This is a genomic window from Alkalispirochaeta alkalica DSM 8900 (assembly GCF_000373545.1).
In the GTDB taxonomy this organism is placed as follows: domain Bacteria; phylum Spirochaetota; class Spirochaetia; order DSM-27196; family Alkalispirochaetaceae; genus Alkalispirochaeta; species Alkalispirochaeta alkalica.
The window spans coordinates 42,000-63,543 of the sequence record NZ_KB891725.1; the positions used below are offsets into that span (position 1 = coordinate 42,000).

19 protein-coding genes, 5 tRNA genes and 1 other RNA gene are annotated in these 21,544 nt (G+C 55.3%); 17 read left to right on the forward strand and 8 right to left on the reverse strand.

The window, feature by feature from the left end:
- From yidC to dnaA, 7 genes are all read right to left on the reverse strand, one after another.
- On the reverse strand, window positions 1-1,788 hold the full coding sequence (gene yidC / locus B071_RS0110260) for a membrane protein insertase YidC (RefSeq protein WP_018527005.1): 1,788 nt from the start codon (window positions 1,786-1,788) through the stop codon (window positions 1-3).
- A 9-nt stretch (window positions 1,789-1,797) separates the two neighbouring features.
- The gene (rnpA, locus tag B071_RS17070; RefSeq protein WP_018527006.1) at window positions 1,798-2,145 is read right to left on the reverse strand and encodes a ribonuclease P protein component; all 348 of its coding nucleotides are present in this window, start codon (window positions 2,143-2,145) and stop codon (window positions 1,798-1,800) included.
- Entirely contained in the window at window positions 2,126-2,281 is a 156-nt protein-coding gene (rpmH, locus tag B071_RS19240; protein ID WP_083914835.1) for a 50S ribosomal protein L34, read from the reverse strand. Before rpmH ends, rnpA begins: the two co-directional genes overlap by 20 nt.
- Window positions 2,282-2,342: 61 nt before the next feature.
- On the reverse strand, window positions 2,343-2,834 hold the full coding sequence (locus B071_RS0110270) for a DciA family protein (RefSeq protein ID WP_018527007.1): 492 nt from the start codon (window positions 2,832-2,834) through the stop codon (window positions 2,343-2,345).
- Window positions 2,812-3,891, reverse strand: a complete 1,080-nt coding sequence (recF, locus tag B071_RS0110275) for a DNA replication/repair protein RecF (protein WP_026245151.1) — start codon at window positions 3,889-3,891, stop codon at window positions 2,812-2,814. The genes B071_RS0110270 and recF overlap by 23 nt, the downstream gene beginning before the upstream one ends.
- A gap of 16 nt (window positions 3,892-3,907) precedes the next feature.
- Window positions 3,908-5,020: a DNA polymerase III subunit beta gene (gene dnaN, locus B071_RS0110280; RefSeq protein WP_018527009.1), complete on the reverse strand. Its 1,113-nt coding sequence runs from the start codon at window positions 5,018-5,020 to the stop codon at window positions 3,908-3,910.
- A 208-nt stretch (window positions 5,021-5,228) separates the two neighbouring features.
- Entirely contained in the window at window positions 5,229-6,632 is a 1,404-nt protein-coding gene (gene dnaA / locus B071_RS0110285; protein ID WP_026245152.1) for a chromosomal replication initiator protein DnaA, read from the reverse strand.
- Window positions 6,633-6,933: 301 nt separating this feature from the next.
- On the opposite strand from dnaA, the gene gyrB reads away from it, so the two are divergent.
- Genes gyrB through B071_RS0110300 form a run of 3 tightly spaced genes read left to right on the forward strand, consistent with a single transcriptional unit; the run spans window position 6,934 to window position 12,029 of the window.
- The gene (gyrB, locus tag B071_RS0110290) at window positions 6,934-8,853 is read left to right on the forward strand and encodes a DNA topoisomerase (ATP-hydrolyzing) subunit B (protein ID WP_018527011.1); all 1,920 of its coding nucleotides are present in this window, start codon (window positions 6,934-6,936) and stop codon (window positions 8,851-8,853) included.
- A gap of 14 nt (window positions 8,854-8,867) precedes the next feature.
- Entirely contained in the window at window positions 8,868-11,405 is a 2,538-nt protein-coding gene (gene gyrA / locus B071_RS0110295; protein ID WP_018527012.1) for a DNA topoisomerase (ATP-hydrolyzing) subunit A, read from the forward strand.
- Window positions 11,406-11,426: 21 nt separating this feature from the next.
- Complete coding sequence (locus B071_RS0110300; protein ID WP_018527013.1) at window positions 11,427-12,029, forward strand: IMPACT family protein; 603 nt, start codon at window positions 11,427-11,429, stop codon at window positions 12,027-12,029.
- Between the two features lie 62 nt (window positions 12,030-12,091).
- Here B071_RS0110300 and add read toward each other — a convergent pair whose 3' ends face one another.
- Window positions 12,092-13,153 carry an adenosine deaminase gene (gene add / locus B071_RS0110305; RefSeq protein ID WP_018527014.1) on the reverse strand — a complete coding sequence of 354 codons (1,062 nt, stop codon included), beginning with the start codon at window positions 13,151-13,153 and terminating at the stop codon, window positions 12,092-12,094.
- Between the two features lie 180 nt (window positions 13,154-13,333).
- Here add and B071_RS0110310 point away from each other — a divergent pair, with 180 nt between their 5' ends.
- The 14 genes from B071_RS0110310 (at window position 13,334) to B071_RS18560 (ending at window position 21,522) form a co-directional block, all read left to right on the forward strand.
- Entirely contained in the window at window positions 13,334-14,107 is a 774-nt protein-coding gene (locus B071_RS0110310) for a ParA family protein (protein ID WP_018527015.1), read from the forward strand.
- Entirely contained in the window at window positions 14,082-15,122 is a 1,041-nt protein-coding gene (locus B071_RS0110315) for a ParB/RepB/Spo0J family partition protein (RefSeq protein ID WP_018527016.1), read from the forward strand. The genes B071_RS0110310 and B071_RS0110315 overlap by 26 nt, the downstream gene beginning before the upstream one ends.
- A complete protein-coding gene (locus B071_RS0110320; RefSeq protein WP_018527017.1) occupies window positions 15,119-16,144 on the forward strand; it encodes an arginase family protein in 1,026 nt (341 codons plus the stop codon). The genes B071_RS0110315 and B071_RS0110320 overlap by 4 nt, the downstream gene beginning before the upstream one ends.
- 92 nt (window positions 16,145-16,236) lie before the next feature.
- A tRNA-Ser gene (locus B071_RS0110325) sits at window positions 16,237-16,323 on the forward strand.
- Between the two features lie 60 nt (window positions 16,324-16,383).
- Window positions 16,384-16,471 (forward strand) — tRNA-Ser (locus B071_RS0110330).
- 38 nt (window positions 16,472-16,509) lie between these two features.
- Window positions 16,510-16,583, forward strand: a tRNA-Arg gene (locus B071_RS0110335).
- Window positions 16,584-16,772: 189 nt separating this feature from the next.
- Window positions 16,773-16,860 (forward strand) — tRNA-Ser (locus B071_RS0110340).
- Between the two features lie 39 nt (window positions 16,861-16,899).
- A tRNA-Ser gene (locus tag B071_RS0110345) sits at window positions 16,900-16,987 on the forward strand.
- A 22-nt stretch (window positions 16,988-17,009) separates the two neighbouring features.
- Window positions 17,010-17,108, forward strand: an RNA gene (gene ffs / locus B071_RS19245) — signal recognition particle sRNA small type.
- Window positions 17,109-17,147: 39 nt separating this feature from the next.
- Complete coding sequence (dnaX, locus tag B071_RS0110350; RefSeq protein ID WP_018527018.1) at window positions 17,148-18,989, forward strand: DNA polymerase III subunit gamma/tau; 1,842 nt, start codon at window positions 17,148-17,150, stop codon at window positions 18,987-18,989.
- Window positions 18,986-19,309 carry a YbaB/EbfC family nucleoid-associated protein gene (locus tag B071_RS0110355; RefSeq protein ID WP_018527019.1) on the forward strand — a complete coding sequence of 108 codons (324 nt, stop codon included), beginning with the start codon at window positions 18,986-18,988 and terminating at the stop codon, window positions 19,307-19,309. The genes dnaX and B071_RS0110355 overlap by 4 nt, the downstream gene beginning before the upstream one ends.
- Before the next feature lie 7 nt (window positions 19,310-19,316).
- The gene (recR, locus tag B071_RS0110360) at window positions 19,317-19,919 is read left to right on the forward strand and encodes a recombination mediator RecR (RefSeq protein WP_018527020.1); all 603 of its coding nucleotides are present in this window, start codon (window positions 19,317-19,319) and stop codon (window positions 19,917-19,919) included.
- A gap of 313 nt (window positions 19,920-20,232) precedes the next feature.
- A complete protein-coding gene (gene rbp, locus B071_RS0110365; protein ID WP_018527021.1) occupies window positions 20,233-20,577 on the forward strand; it encodes an RNA-binding regulator in 345 nt (114 codons plus the stop codon).
- 396 nt (window positions 20,578-20,973) lie between these two features.
- Window positions 20,974-21,522 carry a GNAT family N-acetyltransferase gene (locus tag B071_RS18560; protein ID WP_018527023.1) on the forward strand — a complete coding sequence of 183 codons (549 nt, stop codon included), beginning with the start codon at window positions 20,974-20,976 and terminating at the stop codon, window positions 21,520-21,522.
- The last annotated feature ends 22 nt before the right edge of the window (window positions 21,523-21,544 follow it).

Genomic DNA, 21,544 nt, shown 5'->3' on the forward strand with positions numbered 1-21,544 from the left:
CTACTCCGTTGCCTGGTGTTTTCGCTTCCTTGTGATGTACGCCTGCTGCCCTACCGTGAGAACGTTCGAAAAAATCCAGTAGACCAGCAACCCGCTCGGCATATTGTAGAGGATGAAAAAGAACATCAGCGGTAAACCGTACTGCATCATTTTCATCTGACTGTTACTGGTTCCCGCAGCGGGGTTCTGCATTAGTTTACTCGATAACAGCTGACTTGCAACAAATAATATCGGCAACAAACGCAAATCGTTCCAGCCCAGAAGAGGGAGAACAAAATCCCCAAAATTCCAGATCGATTCAGGCGCCGAGAGATCGGTGATCCACCCCGCAATGAAGGTGGCTCCACGCAGATCGAAGTGGTTGTTGAAGACACCGAACATGGCGATGAAAAAGGGAAACTGCACCAGCATCGGCAGACATCCCCCAAGAGGATTTACACCCTCCTTTTTGTAGAGCTCGCCCATGGCCTGGTTCATTTTCTGGGGATTATCTTTGTGCTTTTCCCGTAACTCCTGAATCTTCGGATTCAGAAGCTGCATCTTGCTGGTGCTCTCGAAGCTTTTGTGCGTAAGGGGAAAGAGGAGAATTTTCACGATAATAGTGAGAATAATGATGGCAGCGCCGTAATTGGGAACAAACCGGTAGATGACCTGCATGGCAAACTTCAGGATATTCTCCAACCAGCCGAAAAGAAGACGCCGATCCTCGATGCGGCCGAAGTTCATGTTCTGCAGACCCAGGGCGTTACTGTCCGATCGGTCGTAACGATTCAGGATACTCGTAACTTTTGGCCCCACATAAAATCTCTGCACATCGCGGTTTGCAGAACTTCTGAAAAGAGGCCGGGAAAGATACATGGCCGCCCCGTCGTCAAGACCACGTGGTGTCTCGTTGGAGAAGGTCCAGGTGTAGTTGGCAGATCCGGGAACAGCGATAACAGCGAAATACTTGCCCGCGATCGAGGCCCAGTGGAGGCGCTCCTCTTTCTGGCTTCGATCCTCGGTGCGCAACCGTAATTCGCGCCGTCTTCCCCCGTCGTAGTAGAAAAATTTCCGGTATTCGTTCCTTCCGTCCAGTTCGGCGTAGGAAGGACCAATTTGGGGACCAAAGGAGATGGTGTAGGAAGACCCGGCGTAATCCAGGGGAATTACCTGGTTTACGGAGTTTGTTATCTCCACGGCTGTTTCGATTACATATTCCCCGGGGTAAAACCGGAAGGTTCGTTTCACTTCGAAGGGCTGACCGGGAGTTCCCTCGATATAAAAATCCCGACGAAACACCAGGGTATGCTGATCATCGGAGGGAACTTTCTCAAAGAGAGTCCTCACGGGGGGAGCTGTCTCGTTCCCAAAGTGAAACTCCAGGGCACCCCGATCGGTTCCGCCCCGCTTGATCATCTCCACCGGCCCCTCACCGTCGGTGTAGGAAAGAAGCTGGAGAGAAATAATTCGTGCTCCTGCGGGATCAAAGACTACACGCATGGTCTCGTTTTGGTAGGTTACGGGATCGCCCGAAATTCCCTCCCTGGGAACTTCTCGTACAGGATTGCCCGGAACGGGGCGTTCCGAGGGAGCAACCCCTTCCCGTGGCAGCTGTTCCTGCCCGCTTTCACCTTCCGGTCGCGACGGCGACTCGGCATCCCGGGAATCGATTCGTTCTGCGGTTCCTGCATCTGTGGTCTCTGCAAGTGATACGGGTTCCGGCGGGTACAGAATGTTCTGTACCGTGAAACCAATCGTGATAACTATGACCGACAGAACAACCGCAAGAAGGGTGTTCTTTTCCATTATTGTTCCTTAGCTCTGAGGAATCGCTTCCGCCCGGTGAAGCAGGGATTCTACCTGCGAAAACCGGTCGGAAAACTCATACAATCCGGGATACAGGACAAAGACCATATCGTAATGGCCCCGTAACTGCCCTTTTATCAGCCGGTATGCTTCGCGTACATGTCGCCGTGCCCGATTTCGGGCTACCGCTCCCCGGAACATCCGGGGCGTAGTGAATAAAACACGGCTCCATCCCAGATCATTTTCGACAATCCGAAGATGGAGCCCCTGCGTGCGATACACGACCTTACTGGCAAAAACAATTGAAATCTCCGGTTTTTTCCGAAGAATTTCCGCCTTAGTAAGGTTTTTTCTCATCTGCAACCGAAAGTTTCTTTCGTCCCTTGGCACGCCGCCGCTTGAGGACAAGCCGTCCTGCAGCGGTCTTCATGCGGGCCCGGAAGCCGAATTTTCGGTTACGTTTGACGCGACTCGGTTGATAGGTTCGCTTCATGGGGTATTCTCCTCGTCAGTTCGTAACAGGCGCGCAGTATAACGGCCGTGATCGCCCCATGTCAACGCGAATCGTCCCGTTTCCGCAAGGCCTCTTCAAGTCCCCTGAGATGACTCATGAAATCATGATCATTTTGGGCACTACCCAGCCCTTCCTGGTTCGTTTCCCCAGTCTCTTCCGGCCGAATCTCTTCCGGGGAAGATCTCTGGCCCGATTCTTTCGGGGGGGAAAAATCTGTTACCTCGCCCTCCAGGGACGACACAATCGTAAAATGGAGAGTCTTCACCCCGAGATCGGGAAATTTCCGTTGAATTGACGCAACAATTTTTCTTTGCTCCATGTGCATCCGCTGGAGCCACCCGGGGTGATCAACGCCGATACGGACAGATCCGTTCCGCACATCGAGAACGCGGGAATGGGCAGCGAAGTCGGTCCCTGCTATCCGGGGCCAGGCTGCAACGAAGGGAACTATTCCCTTCTCGTCCTTCGCTCCCAGGGAATTCACCAGCCGAAGAACCAGCTCGCGAGCGCTACTCTCGTTGAAACCTTCCATCGGCGATAGTATATACCATCGTCTCATCGGTACGGTAGTCCTGAAGGCTATTCCCGGGGAGGAAGGTAAAGATCCTCTGCTCCGCAGGAGGAAGCCTGGAAACAAACCGCTCACGCCGAAGAGGATCCAGCTCCAGCAGAACATCATCGAGAAGCAAAAGAGGCTTGCGTCCTGTTTCTTTCAAAAAAAACTTCGCCTGGGCAACACGAAGAATAAGCGAAACAAGTCGTATTTGCCCTGTAGAGGCGAGGGACAAAAAATCCCGGGAACCGTAGCGAAATAAAAACTTGTCCCGATGGGGGCCACTCGTCGTTGTACGAAGAGCTCTTTCGCGATACTGGTTTTTTTCCAGACAGGCAAGAACAGCTTCCGTTGTCTCACACCCCGTCCAGCTTTCCTGATATTCCAGGGTAAGATCCTCGGGAAGATCCGCAATGTAGCGAAATTCCTGGGAAAAAACATCGTTGAAGGAGTGTAAAACTTCAGCTCGTCGGCGTTGAAGGGAAAGTCCCGCCTCAGCGAGATGATGGTTATATACAGGAATAATATCGTATTTTTGGTCTTTTAGAAGCTGATTTCTGTTTTTCAGTATTTTTCGGTATCTTCGAAGATCATCGATATAGAGGGGATAGTTCATACTCAGGGTCTGATCTATGAACCATCGCTGTTTTTCGGGAGATCCCTTGACAAAGACCATATCATCGTGACGAAAGAGAACCGTCGGGATCAGGGAAACCATGTCTCTCCGATCCTGTATCGCCTTTCCATCGCGATAAATTGTTTTCCGCTGTTCCTCGTAACGAACCTCTATGCGAAAACGATCCTCCCGGGAGGTAAAGGAGCCGCCCAGGGACATTTCTTCCTCCCCGTGACGACATACCTCCTGGTCATAGCGAGTACGAAAACTTCCCCCATAACTCAAATAATACAGGGTCTCAAGAAAATTGCTCTTTCCTTGACCATTTTCACCTCTCAGAAATACCTGAGGAGCGGAAATATCGATCGTTCCATCGTGCAAGTTCCGAAAATGAAACAATCGAACCCATTCAAACCCCACAATCGTTTATAGTCCCTTACTGGAGCTGCATGGGCATTACAATGTGATAATACCGGTCAAGGGGTTCCGAGTAAATTGTGAGCGCCTTGTTGGGTTCTGTGAAATGAATCGATATGGTATCGGTGTTGATCACACGAAGAGGATCCACGAGATACATATAATTCAGGGCAATCGTGGTATCGGGTCCCTCAAAATCAACAGCGACGCTTTCGCGCGCTACGCCGACCTCGCTCTCTTCGCTGCGAATCTGAATTTGACCCGCCGAAATATCAAGATAGATTCTTCTCGATTTTTCTACCATCAGGGCAACCCTTTTGAGTGCCTCGGAAAAAACAGCTTTTTCCAGCTGGATGCTGTAGTGCTGCGTTTCGGGGATAACACGGCGATAATTTGGAAACTGCCCCTCAATGAGGGAAGAGGAGATATAATGGTTTTCAAAGGCAAAAAAGATGTGCTTGTCGGCAATTGCCATCTGAAGGGTTCCCTCGCCTGTTGAAAGCCGACGAACAAGATTGAGAACCTTAGGAGGAATGATAACGCCTTCGAAGTGTTCGAGACCTTCGGGTATCTCGTGAGATATGAGAGATAACCGGCGACCATCGGTGGCGACCATGATCAGCTTGTCCTCGGCAGTTTCCAGATAAACCCCGTTCATGAAAAACCTGGTTTCATCGTCAGAAACAGCAAAGGCTGTTTGGGTAACCATTTCAGCAAAATCTGCCTGGGGAAAATCAAAATACCCCGAATCGATATGGGTCTGGAGTTCGGGAAACTTGTCTGCAGGAATACTGCGAAGACGAAAATCGATCTCCTTGAACTTCGGGCGAATAACAAAATTTTCCCCCGTGGCGGCCGACCCCTGCTCGAACTCTATTTCGCCCTCCGGAAGGGAGCGCAAAATACCCTGAAGCTTGTCACAGAATACCGTGGTTATACCCGGTTCCGTGACAACCACGGGTATTCGTGTCTCAAAACTGACCTTGAGGTCAGTGGCGCGAACGATAAGTTCTCCCTCGGCTGCGTGCAACAGAACGTTGGAGAGAATTGACATGTTTGAGCGGGATGCAATGATCTCCTGCGCGATCTGTACCTCGCGAAGGATCAGGTCTTTTTCTACGGTGAACTTCACTTTCCAGAACTCCTTTCCCCATGGGGAGTATATATATATAACAGTAGTAGTAATAGCAGAGACTGTGGATTTGTGGAAAACCCCCTCAATCTCATACACCACCTGTTCTTAAGAGGGGGATAACCCGGTCATGGTTATCCCGGGTTTATCCCCTTTTCCACAGCGGGTGAGGTTTTCCCCCGGTTATCCCGAGGAAACTCCCCGGTTATCAGGCCCGACTGCCCTCCTCTTTTATCTTCCGGATCAGGGTTTGGATGATATCTTCGATGGTGGGGTCCGTTCTCATGCGACTGCTAATTCGCTGACAGGCGTGCATCACCGTTGTGTGGTCCCGCCCTCCAAATTCGAGCCCCACATCGGTCATGGAAGCTTCGGTTATCTCCCGGGTGATGTACATGGCCATTTGCCGGGGAAAGGCCACCTGGCGTGTCCGTTTCTTTCCCTTCAGCTCGTTGGAGGAGAGATTGAAATAATCGGCCACAACCCGCTGTATGATGTCTACGGTAATGTTGTTTTGGGTGGGGCTCGAGAAAAAATCCTTGAGCTGCCGCTGGGCAACCTCCAGAGAGACTTCCTTATTCACCAGTTCTGCGTAGGCGATGATCCGTGTAAGAGCAGCTTCCAGATCGCGAACGTTGGTGGTTATTTTCTGGCAGATCAGGTTGATTACATCGTTCGCCACATAGACGCCCTGTTTCTCGGCCTTCTTTTTCAGAATAGCCACGGCTGTTTCCATTTGGGGAGGCTGAAGATCAACGGTCAGACCCCGGGTGAAACGATTCTGAAGTCGTTCGGTAATATCCTTGATTTCACTCACGGGACGGTCCGAGGTGAAGATCATCTGCTTTTTCGCATCGAAGAGCGCGTTAAAGGTATGGAAGAGTTCTTCCTGGGTTTCGTGTTTCTTCTGAAGAAAGTGAATGTCGTCGATGAGGAGAACATCTGCCTTGCGGTATTTGTTCTTGAAGAGGTGAGTCTTGTTTTCCTGGATCGATCGTATGAACTCGTTGGTAAAATCCTCGGCTGTTACATAGACGATCTTTGCCTCGTCTTTCTCCTGCCAGACGGCGTTTCCGATCGACTGGAGGAGATGAGTTTTTCCCAGACCTACACCGCCGTAGATAAGGCAGGGGTTATAGGTTGTTCCGGGGTTTTTTGCGATTGCAATCGCTGCATTCGCAGCGAAGCGATTATTGTCGCCTACAACAAAGTTTGTAAAAGTATATTCTTCGTTCAGCCCCGGGGCGGGAAGGGTATTCCCCGGTTTTTTTTCCCTTTCTCTCGCTGAGGGTCCTCCGGGTGTTTCCGGAAGGTCTTCCGATGAGTCCTGACGGGATTTTTCCTGAACAAGTTCGGTCTTTGTAATACTGAAATGAATCTGAAACGATCGCCCCGAGAGTTCTCTCAGGGTCTTCATGATAAGATCGAGATACCGCTGTTTCACCTGGTCCCGGTAAAATGATGAAGGAACGGTGACGGTTATGGAATCTTCATCGGATTCGGTATATTCAATTTGCTGGAACCACATTACGTATTCCTGTTCGGAAATCTGCTGTTGTATTATTTTCAGCGCTTCGTCCCAGAATACTCTGTTACCTTGCCATTCGCTCATGCTAACCCCAAATTATCCACATATTATCCACATATTGGTACACTATTTATCCCCAATGATGAAGCCCATAATACCATAGGGAGAGAACGTTTCCAGTGGGTTGGACGGGGTTTTTCCCGGATTTTACCCTACAACTGTGGTATTTGAAGGTATTATAAAAAAGAGTCGGCTTTTTCCACAATGAGATCCACAAATTATCCACATCTTGTCCACTTCCCGGTGTATGGATTGTGGATAATATCCGGTGGTTTACGTTTACCCCATAAGTCCGTATAATGGCGGGACTTCGCGAAGGAAAAACATGCCTGGAAACTATTCTGCAGAAAATATTCAGATCCTGACGGGTCTGGATCCAGTCCGTAAGCGGCCTGGAATGTATATCGGCAGTACCGGATCAGAGGGACTGCATCACCTGGTATACGAGGTTGTCGACAACAGCATCGACGAGGCTCTGGCTGGCCACTGTGAGACGATTGCCGTGGTCATAGAGAAAAACAACGTGATCACCGTTGTGGATGATGGACGGGGGATTCCCGTTGATCATCACGCCGGAGAAAACGTGAGTGCCCTCGAAATCGTCATGACCCGCCTTCACGCGGGTGGAAAGTTCGACAAGGACACCTACAAGGTCTCGGGAGGTCTCCACGGGGTCGGTGTCTCCGTGGTGAACGCCCTGTCGGAATGGCTCGAGGTAGAGGTCTACCGGGATAATCGTATCTGGCACCAGCGCTACGAGCGGGGCATAGCCACAAAGCAGGTGGAGTCCATTGGGGAAACCCGCCTCACCGGAACCAAGGTTACCTTCAAGCCCGACGATCAGATCTTTGAGACCGTGACCTTCAGTTTTGATGTTCTGTCTCACCGGTTGCGCGAACTTGCCTTCCTGAACAAGGGTATTCGGATCACCATCGAGGATAGACGGCTTCCCCAGATCAAGAGTCACGATTTCAAGTTTGACGGAGGGCTCAAGGAATTTGTTCAGTACCTGAACAAAAACAAGACCATGATCCAGTCCGAACCGATCTGGTTTGAAGCGTCCCGGGATGAGGTGGAAGTCGAAATTTCCATGGAATACAACGACGGCTTCAACGAGATTCTCTTTGCCTTTGTGAACAACATCAATACCCGCGAGGGGGGAACCCACGTGACGGGTTTTCGCGGTGCCCTTACGCGGACCTTTAACGACTACCTGAAGCGGTCGAAGTTCGCAAAAAAAATGGATGAGAGCTTCAGTGGCGATGATGTCCGCGAGGGGCTCACGGCTGTTATCTCCGTGAAGGTGATGAACCCGCAGTTTGAGGGGCAGACCAAGGCAAAACTGGGGAACAGCGAGGTTCGGGGCATCGTGGAGAGTCTGGTCAACGAGAATCTCACGGCCTATTTTGATGAGAACCCGAAGATTATCGAGGCTATTCTCGAGAAGAGCGTTCTCGCGGCGAAGGCACGCCAGGCCGCGAGGCGTGCCAGGGATCTGACCCGACGCAAGAGCTTTCTGGAAAGCTCGGGGCTGCCCGGAAAACTCGCCGACTGCAGCGAGCGAAACCCCGAACTCGCTGAGGTTTACATTGTCGAGGGAGACTCTGCGGGAGGAAGCGCGAAGCAGGGAAGGGATCGGGAGTTTCAGGCGATTCTTCCCCTCTGGGGAAAGATGCTGAACGTTGAGAAGACCCGAATCGATAAGGTTCTCGCCAACGAAAAGCTCCAGCCGATCATCGCGTCTCTGGGAGCGGGAGTCGGAAACGAGTTCGATATTACCAAGGTGCGCTACCATAAGGTCTTCATCATGGCTGACGCCGATGTGGATGGTTCTCACATCAGGACGCTTCTGCTCACCTTCTTTTTCCGCTACATGCCGCAGCTGATCGAGGCGGGATACGTCTATATCGCCATGCCCCCTCTCTACAAGATAAGCTACGGAAAAATGGTAGCCTACGCTTATAACGAGGCGGAACGGGCCCGAATCATCGAAGAGATAACCCGGGAGAAGGGTGCCGACGAGGGAAAGATCGGGATACAGCGCTATAAGGGTTTGGGTGAGATGAATCCCGATCAGCTCTGGGATACCACGATGAATCCCGAGACGCGGAGTATCATGCAAGTTCGCCTGGAGGATGCCGTGGAGGCAGATTCGGTCTTTACCACACTTATGGGTGAACACGTTGCACCGCGGAGAGAGTTTATCGAAGAAAATGCCCTCTCCGTGAGCAACCTTGATATATAAACAGGAGTACAAGGGTGTCTGATAAACAGGCGGCTGCGCGGATTATACCCGTTGCGATTGAGGATGAAGTAAAAGAGTCGTATCTCAATTACGCCATGTCCGTTATTGTGAGCCGGGCTCTTCCGGACGTGCGGGACGGTTTGAAGCCGGTACACCGCCGGATTCTCTACGGCATGCATTCCATGGGGCTTCGTTCTGACCGGCCATTCAAGAAAGCCGCGCGTATCGTGGGAGACGTCCTGGGAAAGTTTCATCCCCACGGTGATCAGAGTGTCTACGATGCGCTGGTGCGGCTTGCCCAGACCTTTTCGCTGCGGTATCCCGTTGTAAACGGGCAGGGTAACTTCGGGTCTGTCGACGGGGACCCGCCGGCGGCGATGCGGTATACCGAGGCCAAGCTTCACAAGGTTGCCGAAGAAATTCTTCGCGATATAAATAAAGAAACAGTAGATTTTGGCCCTAATTACGATGATTCCGATGAGGAACCGCTGGTATTGCCCGGGGCTTTTCCCTTTCTCCTGGCAAACGGAGCGTCGGGGATCGCTGTGGGAATGGCCACAAATATTCCTCCCCATAACCTGCGGGAGATTGCCCACGCCGTGGGAGCAATGCTGGACGATCCCGATATCTCCGGTGAAAAACTCTGTGAACACATAAAAGGGCCTGATTTCCCCACGGGAGGTACCATCTACGGGTACCGGGGAATCCGGTCGGCCTATCTCACCGGTAAGGGGAGGGTGGTTGTCCGGGCCTGTTTCACCATCGAGGAGAGCAAGCGGGGCCGCGATGTGATCGTGGTGAACGAGATTCCCTATATGGTGAACAAGGCGAACCTGATCACCCGAATCGCCGATCTGGTGAGAGACCGAAAGATCGACGGTATTGCCGATTTACGCGACGAGTCTGACCGGAACGGCATGCGGATCGTGATAGAGCTGAAGCGGGATTCCAATGTAAAGGTTATTCTGAACCAGCTTTTCACTCATACCCAGATGCAGGTTAACTTCAACGTGAACTCCCTGGCCCTCGTTGAGGGACGTCCCCAGGTTCTTACCCTGCGCGACATGGTCCGCCACTTCATTGCGCACCGCCACGAGGTGGTGGTGCGGCGTACCAGGTTCGATCTTCGCAAGGCCGAGGAGCGGGAACACATCCTGCTGGGTCTCAAGATCGCTCTGGACAATATCGATGAGGTTATCCGGATTATTCGGGAGGCTGCCGATGTGGAGACGGCCCGAACCTCCCTGATGGCGACCTTTGAACTCTCGGAGCGGCAGGCCCAGGCGATTCTCGATATGCGGCTGCAAAAGCTCACCAGTCTCGAAACAAAGAAGATCGTCGATGAGCTCGAAGAGGTTCGTGCCCTGATCAGGGATCTTCGGGAATTGCTCGGGAGCGAACTCAAGATTCGGGAGCTCATCAAGCGCGAAACCTACGAAATCGCGGAAAAGTTCGGCGACGAACGGCGAACCAGGATAGAGCCCCACGAGATCGAAGCGATCGATATCGAAGATCTGATTCAAAAGGAGACCATGGTGGTTCTCTTGAGTCACCGCGGGTTTATCAAGCGTCTGCCCTACAGTTCGTACAAGACCCAGGGCAGGGGGGGCCGGGGGCTCAACTCTTCGAGCAACCTTCGGGACGACGATTTCATCGAGCACGTGTTTCTTGGGTCGACCCACGATCACGTTCTGTTCTTCACCAGCGTGGGCAAGGCCTATTATCTCAAGGTTCACGAGATTCCCGAGGCCTCGCGCCACGCCAAGGGAACCCACGTGAAGGGGCTTCTGGAGATATCGGCCGACGAGGATATCGCCTCGGTTCTTCCCTTGCGGGATTTTGACCCCACAATCCATCTCTTTTTTGCCACAGCCCGGGGGCAGGTGGTCAAGATAAAGGCAAACGCCTTCATCAACGCCCGTCGGCGGGGCATTCGGGCGGTAAAGCTGGACGACGGAAATCGGCTGGTGAGTGTGCTGATCACCTCGGGCAACGATACGATTCTTCTGGTGAGCCGTCAGGGCAGAGGGCTTCGTCTGAGCGAGACCGATGTTCGGCCCATGGGACGTAACACCGGGGGTGTTCGCGGATTGAAGCTTCTTCCCCAGGATGAGATAGCCGGTGCCTGCGCTGCTCCCGACGACGGACAGGTCCTTTTGCTCACCGAGTACGGTGCGGGCAAGAGGACGGCCTGTTCCGAATTTACTCTCCATGGCCGCGGTGGTCAGGGCATGAAGGCTTTTACGGTTGTACCCGGAGGGAGCGATACCCCGGGAACGGGGGAAGTGGTTGCTGTGTTGCCCGTCTCGGAGGGGAACGAGTTTATCGCCGTCTCTTCTCAGGGTCTCACGGTACGGCTTCGGGCAGAGGATGTCTCCGTTCAGGGACGCACCGCCAGGGGCGTGAGTGTGATGAATGTGGAGCCGCCCGATTACGTGGTGGGTGTCGCCACGATCGATGCCGATGCCGAAGAGGGAGGGGATCAGCCCCAGAATCCTGACGAGCGTGCTTCTGCAGAGTCCGGGACGGTCACGGGCGAGGGTGAAGCCTAGGGTTTCTTTGGGGGAGCATCCATGGATATTCCCGTTTTTCCGGTCCGGTCGGAAACCGAGGTACGGCGGTCCCGTTTTATTACCGATCTTGAGGGTGTGGCCGATCGTTCCCGGGCGGAGGAGCTGATACGATTCCGTCGGGAACAACACCCCGGAGCAACCCACGTGGTCTACGCCTTTATTGTGGGACCCGAAGGGAGTCAGCTCTGGGGCATGAGCGATGATGGTGAGCCCAAGGGAACGGCGGGGCGTCCGGTTCTGGAGATTCTCAAGGGAAGCGGTCTCACAAACCTTCTTGTCACGGTGGTTCGGTACTACGGCGGGATAAAGCTCGGTACGGGAGGGCTCGTTCGTGCCTACGGCGATGCCCTTCGCCAGGGGTTAGCCCTGGTTGAACGCCAACCCCTCCGGTTTCTCTCCTGCCGGGATATTACCTGTTCCTACGAGTTACAAAATCCTGTTCGAATGGTTCTGGCCCGTTTTGGGGCTGAAATCAGGCAGGAAGATTTTTCCGAGACCGTTCGTTTTCGCGTGGCGGTTGACCAGGAGAAACTGGATGCGCTGTGCGGGGAACTTCGGGATGTTTCACGTGGAACAATTTTGATCGAAGACTCCGACCGATGAAGGGCCACACCACGAGGGCGCACCCCCCTTTGTTTCACGTGAAACAGTTCTGATCGAAAAGACTAGAGGTTGTGCGCCGTGCGGAAGGCCGTAACCGCCCGAAGATACCGCTGCTTGAGCTCGCTCTTTTCTGTGTCGGGAAGAAAGGTTCCATCCAGGGCGTTCATGTTGAGCGTTACCAGATCGTCTACGGTAAGGTCAAAGTAGGTGCAGGCCTTCACATAATCGTCGGTGAGGTCCGTATCCTGGATTGTGGGGTCATCGGAGTTGATCGTGACGGGAACTCCCGCCCTGAAGAGCCTTCCCAGGGGGTGGTTTTTCTCGTCCGCCCAGGAACCGGTCTGATAGTTTGAGGTGATGCACTGTTCCAGAACCACCCCTTCCTCGATGAGACGTTTTTGTAACAGGGGATCGTCGATTGTGGAGGTTCCGTGGCCGATGCGCGCTGCGTGGAGAAGCTCGATCGCGTCCCAGACCTGTTGAGCTGGGGATACTTCCCCGGCATGGATGGTAGCCCCGTAGACACCGTCGTCGCGGACAACCTGAAAGAACTCGGTGAACTGCTGAGGCGGAAAGTTTGTCTCGTCCCCCGCCAGGTCTATGCCCACGATCTCGGGGATCTGCAAGCCCCTGAGTTCCCGATAGAGGGAGATCATCTCGTACTGGTTCTGTTTTGCCCGGTTGAAGGTAATGAGATAGCGGATCAGGACACCCGTTTCTGCTGCAGCCTCATTGGCAGCATCCACGATGAGCTTCGTTACCTCGAGACGGTCGAAATTATTGTGGAAGGCGAAGTGTTCGGGGGAAAAGCGAAGTTCGATGAAAAAGAGCCCGTCCTCGGCAAAGGAGAGGACCGAGTCCCGGACGATGTCGCGTATATCCTGGTGAGACCGATACCAGTCATTTTTGAATTTTGAGAGAAAAAGGAGAAAGTCTGGTTCGGCATCGCGGGGGAACTGAACCTCTTTCTGGAACCGGGCAAAATCCTCGGGATAGGGCAGCCCGTTTCTGAGCGCGATACGATGAAGCGTGGGTAACGCAAAGGTTCCCTCTAAATGCCGATGCAACTCCACCTTCGGAAACCTTCGCAACGCAGCGCCGTCAGTTATCACCTTGTTTGCCATCGTCCTAACTCTATGGTAAAAAATTGGGATACGCAAATTTTCCCGTTTATCAACTCCTGCTGTCCTTAGACTATCGGCAGGAAAGCCTTATTTTTTTACAGGGTAAATGAAAAAAGAAATATACCTGTAGATATACCATGACAACTCCGACAGACTTGGGGTATACTGGGGCCCACGATCATGGGAACAGTTATCACCTTTGCAAACCAGAAAGGCGGTGTGGGAAAGACCACCACCGCCGTTAACCTCGGGGCTGCGATTTCGGCAATGGGGAAAAAGGTCCTCCTGATTGATTTTGATTCCCAGGGGAACCTCTCCAGCAGTGTCGGCGCTGACCGATCCCGCCCCGGGATATATCAGGTGATCAGCGGCTCCTCTTCTCCCGCCGAGGCTGTTCAGGAGACGCCCCAGGCGGGGCTTTTTATTATTGCTGGCGGGGGTGAGCTCACCGGGGCAAGCGTGGAGCTGGTGAACCAGGAACGGCGGGAGTTTTTCCTCCGCGACGCCCTGGAACCCCTGCGTCAGGACTACGACTACATTTTTGTCGATAGCCCTCCCAGTCTGGGTCTTCTCACCCTGAACGCGCTGGTGGCAGCGCAGAACGTGATTATTCCTCTCCAGTGCGAGTATTTTGCCCTGGAAGGGCTCACCCAGCTTCTCCAGAACATCAAGCGCGTCCAGGGCGGTTTCAATCAGGAGCTGGAGCTCTTTGGTATCCTCTTTACCATGTACGATTCCCGAACCCGTCTCGCCAACGATGTGGTTCAGGAAGTGATCGGCTATTTCGGAAAACGGGTCTTCCGCACCATCATTCCTCGCAATATTCGTCTCTCCGAAGCCCCCTCTCACGGGATTCCCGTTAATCTCTACGATCCCGCCTGCGTGGGATCCCGGAGCTATCAGAAGCTCGCCGAGGAGGTTGAACAACGTGTCAACGCAGCGACGACTCGGTAAGGGCATAGAGGCGCTCCTCCAGAACAACGATCTCTCCCGGGATATGCCCGAGTCCACGGCGATGGTCACGGTGCCCCTGGACCGGATACACCCCAACCCCGATCAGCCCAGAAAGACCTTTCGGCACGAGGCGTTGCAGGAACTTGCCCAATCGATCAGGGAGCGGGGGGTTATCCAGCCGATTCTGGCAGAACAGCGGGAAGACGGCGATTATGTGATTATTGCGGGAGAACGGCGGTGGAGGGCGGCTCGCCTGGCGGGCCTCGAGGAGATTCCCCTCCTGCCTGGCGTCTTTAGTTTAGAAGAAAAACTTGAAATAGCATTAATAGAAAATATCCAGCGGCAGGATCTCTCGCCCCTGGAAGAGGCTCAGGCCTACGCCGACCTTATGGAGCGAACGGGGATCAGTCAGGATCTCCTGGCCCGTCGGCTGGGAAAGAGCCGTCCGGCGATCGCCAACAGTCTGCGGCTCCTGAAATTGCCGCCCTCTGTCCAGGAGCGTGTTTCTGCGGGGGATCTCTCGGCTGGTCACGCCAGGACGCTTTTGGCTCTCTCCGGAGATCTTTCCGTGACGATCGAGGAGGCGGCCGAGAGCGCCCTGGAAGCGGGGTTTTCCGTGCGAGACCTGGAGCGCTTTGTGGGTCTTCTGAACCGGGGGATCTCCCTGAAGGAGGCGCACCGCGAGGTGACCGGGGGAGGCGGGGTCTCCGCGACCGCTGAAGAAAGGGCTTCCCGGGAGCTGGATCGGGGTGGCGAGCCTTCAGGGACGTGGTCTGCTTCGCCCCGGGACGCTTCTGCCCCCGGGGGCGCGGTAGCGGGGTCCTCCGCGTCGGGAAGGGCGCGCAAGTCCGTGGAGATGAGTCAGCTCGAGGAAAAACTCATTCAGGTTCTGGGTACGCGGGTTCTCCTGTCGGGTTCGGAACATCGGGGAAAGATCGAGATATCCTACCTTTCCATGGATGATCTGGAACGGATAGCCGAGATTATCCTCGGGGAAGGGTCCTTGCCGGGATGATTCTCTGTGGTACCGATCCCGTTTACCCTGTCAGCTCCTTTGGTATTGATGTGCCTATTACCGGTTCCAACGCCGGGAGGACGCTGAAAGCGCTTCTGGCTCAGGNCGATCTTGCCCGGAGCAGCGATCAATGGCTCCGAAGAGAACCCCTTGTCCCCCTTTCCAGGGAGGAGCTGGCTCTGGTTCACCACCCAGACTACCTGGAGCGTCTTCTTGCCGATGACGAGCGCTGCGATCGGGAGATGGAGCGGACCTTTGAACTGGTTCATTCCGATGGCTCTTTTCACCGGTACAATCCGGATCGGGCAGAACGGTCCCTGCGGGATCTGCGCGATCAGTGTCTTCGTGCCGCTGGAGGAACCCTTCAGGCGGCCCGCTACGCCGTGGCTGGACCGGAAAACTTCTGGTTTTATTGCGGCGGAGGGATGCATCACGCCCTGGCCTCCCGCGGGAGCGGATTCTGCCCTGTGAACGACGTGGTTGTGGCTCTGCGGGTTCTGCAGGCTTCGGGGCAGATTGGATCTGCCTGGGTGGTTGATGTAGACGCCCACCGGGGGGATGGGACCGCAGCGCTTACCGAGGGAGACGAGACGATCCGGACCCTGAGTGTGCACATGGCGCGGGGGTGGCCTCTGGATCAGCCCCGGGAGCTGCCCGATGGAAGAAGGCATCCTTCCTGGATACCCGGTGATTATGATCTCGCCCTGGAAGAGGGAGATGAGTCTTCCTACGTCCCGCGCCTTGCCGGGGCGCTGGAAGAGATGGAGGAACGCTTCGGGCTTCCCGATTTTGTTCTTGTCCTGGCAGGAGCTGACCCCTACGAGAGAGACCAGCTCCCCTCGGCGGAGCTGCTCAAGCTCTCGGCAGCCCAGATGCTGGAGCGTGATACCCTTCTGTACCGGTGGTTCCGGCGGAGGGGCAGGCCCGCGCTCTTTGTGATGGCAGGAAATTACGGATATCACTCCTGGGAGGTCTACACGGCCTTCCTGGAACGGCAGGTGCGGGGAGCGCTTGACGACTGAAGTGAGGAGCGCCNCGGGGTAGAGAAAGACCGGGAAGGGGGTTTCCTTTCTTGACAAGGGATCCCAGGGTTTTGTATAGTAGGGATCTCGCTGGAGAGATGTCCGAGTGGTTTAAGGAGGCGGTCTTGAAAACCGTTGTGCCCTCGCGGGTACCGTGGGTTCGAATCCCACTCTCTCCGGTCTCAGACAGTTTTGCGGGGTGGCCTCGGGGCTGTTCCGGGAAACCGACAGGTTAATCTGGAGGGGTGCGAGAGTGGTTGAATCGGGCTCCCTGCTAAGGAGTTGTGCTCTATCCGGGTACCGAGGGTTCGAATCCCTCCCCCTCCGTTGTTTGATAGTTTGAAGACGCCCTGGCGTTTTCTTTTGTGCCCATAGCTCAGTTGGATAGAGCGTTAGATTGCGGATCTAAAGGCCGGTGGTTCGAGTCCACTTGGGCACGCGTTGAACGGGAGTCGCCTCATGGAGGTGGCTCCCGTTTTTTTTCGGGTAACCCGGGTTCGGCGTCTGTGTTTCCCTCCTCCCGGAAGGGGCACGGGGCACAATCTTCCGGTGTACGGCCCGTTCCCGTTGGCCGGGGCTCTTGATTATCCCGTGGTCTTCGGGGTAGTATGGACCCTGCGTTATCGCAGGAGAGTTGCGAGAGTGGTTGAATCGGGCGGACTCGAAATCCGTTGTACAGTTCTGCTGTACCGAGGGTTCGAATCCCTCACTCTCCGGTAGCGGTTCTGCGTTCCGGAGCCGTCCACGATCCTGTTGGAGAGGTGACCGAGTGGCCGAAGGTGAACGCTTGGAAAGCGTTTGTACCCTAACCGGGTACCGAGGGTTCGAATCCCTCCCTCTCCGTTTTTGCCCCTTCAGTGATGAAGCCCGGGCCCTGTGCACGTCGTTTTCACCTAACCCCGTCAGGTCCGGAAGGAAGCAGCGGTAAGTGANAGACGGCGGTGCCGCAGACCGCTTGGGTGGAGCTGGAGGGGTTTTTTTTACCGCCAGGGGATGACCGATCATGAGCTATGAAGTAACCGCAACGCGTCGCCGCCCCCGTGGCTTTGATCAGCTGATCGGCCAGGACTTCGTGGTGGCAACACTGAAGAACAGTCTTGCTTCGGGGAGGATCGCCCCGGCCTACCTTTTTGCGGGACCTCGGGGTGTGGGAAAGACCAGCGCTGCCAGAATCCTTGCAAAGGCGCTGAATTGCCCCGAAGGCCCCGGCGCCGAAGGGTGCGATGGCTGGGAGGGAAGCGAGGAAATCGCCCGGGGTAATTCCCTGGATGTGATCGAGATCGACGGGGCGTCCAACACCAGTGTGAACGATGTCCGGCAGATCAAGGACGAAGTGCTCTTTGCCCCCAACAGTTCCCGGTATAAAATCTATATCATCGATGAGGTTCACATGCTCTCCAACAGCGCCTTCAACGCGCTCTTGAAGACCATAGAGGAACCGCCCCCCTATATNATCTTTATTTTTGCAACCACGGAAATACACAAGGTTCCTGCCACCATACGCAGCCGGTGCCAGCAGTTCAACTTCCGGCTCATTCCCCTGGAGGAGATTCGCGATTGTCTGGCCGCGACGGCTCGCGAGCTGGGAGTGCAGGTGGAGGAAGACGCTCTGGGGTGGGTGGCGCGTCAGGCCACGGGAAGTCTCCGCGATGCCTACACGCTCTTCGATCAGGTTCTGGCCTTCTCGGGCGACAAGGTAACACTGGACCTGATACACCAGAAGCTGGGGTTGCTCGGAATGGAGCGCCTCAATGCGCTTCTTCAGGCCGTTGTGAACGGTGAGGGCCAGGTTGCTCTGGAGGTTGTGGAAGATGCGCTCCTGGCGGGTGTCTCGGTTGAGCGTTTTATCCTCGATCTGGCCGATTATCTGCGAACGCTTTTGCTGATCAGAAACGGGATTGTCCGGGAGGGAATTCTCGGGATCAGCCTGGACCGTATTCCTTCGGAAGTGCGGGAGGGCCTTTCCCGGGAACAACTGGAACAGGCCAACGAGGTCGTCCTGCAACTGTACCGGGATGTGCGGTATTCCGTGAACCAGCGTTTTGATCTGGAGCTCGCCGTGAGCAGGCTCGCGAATCTTCGTGCCTACTGTACGCCCCGGGAACTGGTTGACCGNATCGAGGCGTTGCAGCACGAGCTGATTCATTCAGCTGCCCATCATCTCCGGAAGGGCAATTGTGAAATTATCGATACCCCCGGGGATCACGGNGATCGGNCCGGTGATAGACCGGCGGGGCCGTCGCGGGAAACGGTGTCGTCAGCAGAAGAGGGGACACCAGAAGAAGCTCCNACAGAGAAGCCTGCTCCTGCAGGGCAGACACCGGAAGAGCCCCGANCGGGAGGCGAGCCATCGGGCGATGGTCAGTCGATTGATCAGCGATCGAACGATGAGCCCTTGAGCGAAAAACAGGGGGAAGATTCCCGCAGCGACCGTCCTGGCGAAGGAGATTCTGGCCAGGATGAGAATAGTGGGAGTGATGGCGATGCCCCGGACGCACCGGTGGAACGGCAGGGGATATCCGAGGAGGAGACCGAGGCGATTATCGCCCGATTNCGGACCACCCGGATCAGCCTGGCAGCCTTCCTGATGCGGGTCCGTTCCTGGAGCCGCAGCGGGGAAAAACTGGTGCTGGGCTTCGGTGATAATTTTGGGGCCCATACCCTGAATCAGGATCGTGGTGAGGTCCAGGAGGCTGCCCGGGCCGTTCTTGGTGATCCCCGGTTGCAGCTCTCGATAGTGGTTCAGGGAGAGGATCCGGAGCGGGATAGCTCAGAACCGGTTGATCGGCATCTGGAAATGGTTCGGCGGGTTTTCCGCGGAGAAGTTGTGGAGGAGCAAAAATGAACCCGATGGATATGTTCAAGAATATGGGTCAGTTGCAGGAAAAAATGCTGGAAGCCCAGACGCGAATGCGAAGTATCACCGCCACGGGTAGCGCCGGTGGTGATATGGTAACAATTTCCATGAACGGCGAGTTCCAGATTCAGCAGGTGACTATCTCCCCCGAAGCGGTGGACGTGGAGGACCTCTCGCTGCTCCAGGACCTGGTCAGGGCTGCTCACAACGATGCGGTAGCGGGGGTCAAGGAGGGGCTTCGCGAGGGGTTTTCCGATATGGCGGGGGGGCTTCCCCTTTCGCCAGACCTCTTCGGCGGCGGAGCCTAGGCGACCCGTGAACAGCCTGGAGCGCCTGATTCAGGAGATTGCCCGACTCCCCGGCCTGGGAAAAAAGAGTGCAACCCGCATAGCCTACCATCTTCTGGCGGGAGAGGCCCTGGAGGCACAGCGCCTGGGAAATCTCCTGCAGGGTCTTCACGAGGCGATTCGTCCCTGCTCCCTCTGCGGGGCCTTCACCGAGGAAGATCCCTGCCCCATNTGCAGTGATCGCGGGCGGGACCACGCAACAATATGCGTNGTGGAACAGCCCCAGGACGTGGCGGTTATGGAGGCGAGCAGGGAGTTCCAGGGGATCTACCACGTTCTGGGGGGGGTGATCGCCCCGATCGAGGGTGTCGGACCGGGNGATCTCGCTATCCTTTCCCTTTTGCAGAGAGCCCGGAACGGACAAGTCCGGGAGGTGATCATTGCAACCAACCCCACCGTGGAGGGAGACACCACGGCGCTCTACGTTGCCAGGCAACTCAGGGAGCAGACAGAAGTCTCCGTAACCCGNCTTGCCCTGGGGCTTCCCGTGGGGGCGGACCTGGAGTACGCNGATCGCCTGACCCTTGCCCGGAGCCTGCGGGGGCGTACGAGCCTCGGCGANGACCCCTGAAGGGAGTTGCGCAAGGATCCAGGCCAGGATTCATGGAAGAGAGGAAAGAAAAGGGGCCCGAAAGCCACAATTTGGAAAAAAACCCTTGCCAAACAGATGAAAAGGAACCACAATGCAAATGGTTCCGGCTGTAGGAAGAATCGGATGGATACGTTGACCTGCCTTGTTTCAGATAAACTCCCCTACCGACTGATCACGACGGACCGATTATTTTATGAAGGGGTGGATGGTAGTCCCCGGCGTGCCTCAGACGCAGTTTCGTCGTGAGAATCAACCGGATTCAGTTACTGTTCTCCCAGGAGGAAGGATCCAAATGTCCAAGACATTGTACGTAGGCAACCTGAGTTTTCGCACCGAAGAAGAAGGGTTGCGAGCCGCATTCGCCAACTTTGGCACCGTGACCGATGCACGGATCGTGATGGACCGTGATACCGGCCGCAGCCGGGGTTTCGGGTTTGTGGAAATGGAAGATGATAGTGCAGCCGAGTCTGCTATCGAGCAGATGAACGGTTCCGACCTGGATGGTCGGCCCCTGCGTGTGAACGAAGCTCAGCCCCGTACCGAAGGTCGTCGCGGTGGCGGCGGTGGTGGCGGTTACGGCGGTGGCGGTGGTCGTGGCGGCTACGGCGGTGGTCGTGGCGGTTACGGCGATTACTGAGCTGAATGGCGCGTAATAACTATAGCGGGGAAAAACGCCGCCGTGAGCTGAATAAAAAACGGAAGCAGGAGCGCAAAAAGCGCGAGAAGGCCGAGAGGGTCGAGGCGGGGGGTGAGGATACTTCGTATCTGGAGTATCTGAATCCGGGTGGTCCCCAGGACGGACGTTTTATCGAGGACGATGAAGCGGACGGTGAGGAAGACGACCAGGATNGCTCTGACGAGACCTGATGCGGTCCGGGCCGGAGTACTCCGGCCCCTGGTTCCAGCCGCCGGCGGGGAGTATTTCTGCTCCCGGGCCGGCGGTTTTTTTTTGCTTCCAGATTCTTTGTGGCGGGGCTGTTTTTCCTGAACTGACGTATCACGCTCTCCCGAATCTGTGGTAAAATCCCCGGCTATGGATATCGTAATTCACTCCCTGAGCGATGTCGGGCCCGATCAGCGGAGGCGTCTCTGCGAGGGTGCCCGGGGGATCTTCTGGGATACCGCCGAGGTGAAAGACTTTTCCTCCGAAACGGAGCGGGAAGAGTTCATCTACAAATATTTCTCCTACTACATGGAACGTGAACCGGAACTCTTTTTTTGTGCTTTTTCGGATCACCAGGTCTTCGGGTATATCTGTGGCCTTGCCGATACCCGGCAGCACCAGGAACTCTACCGGTGCGCCGATCATATCCCGCTCTTTGATGACCTCTACGGGGAGTATCCGGCCCATCTTCACATCAATCTGGCTGCCGAAAGCCGGGGCAAGGGTCTTGGAGGGCGCTTGATTGAGGCTCTGGAAGGAGCCCTGCGCACTACAGGGGATGCCTGGGGGCTTCATCTGGTCACCAGTGAGGGGGCGCGGAACGCAGGGTTTTACCGCAAGAACGGGTTCACCCACGAGGTTTGCCGCGGTATTTTGCCGGAAGAGCCGCGTATGCTCTTTATGGGCAAGAAACTCTAGCCTATACTGATATTCATGGTCT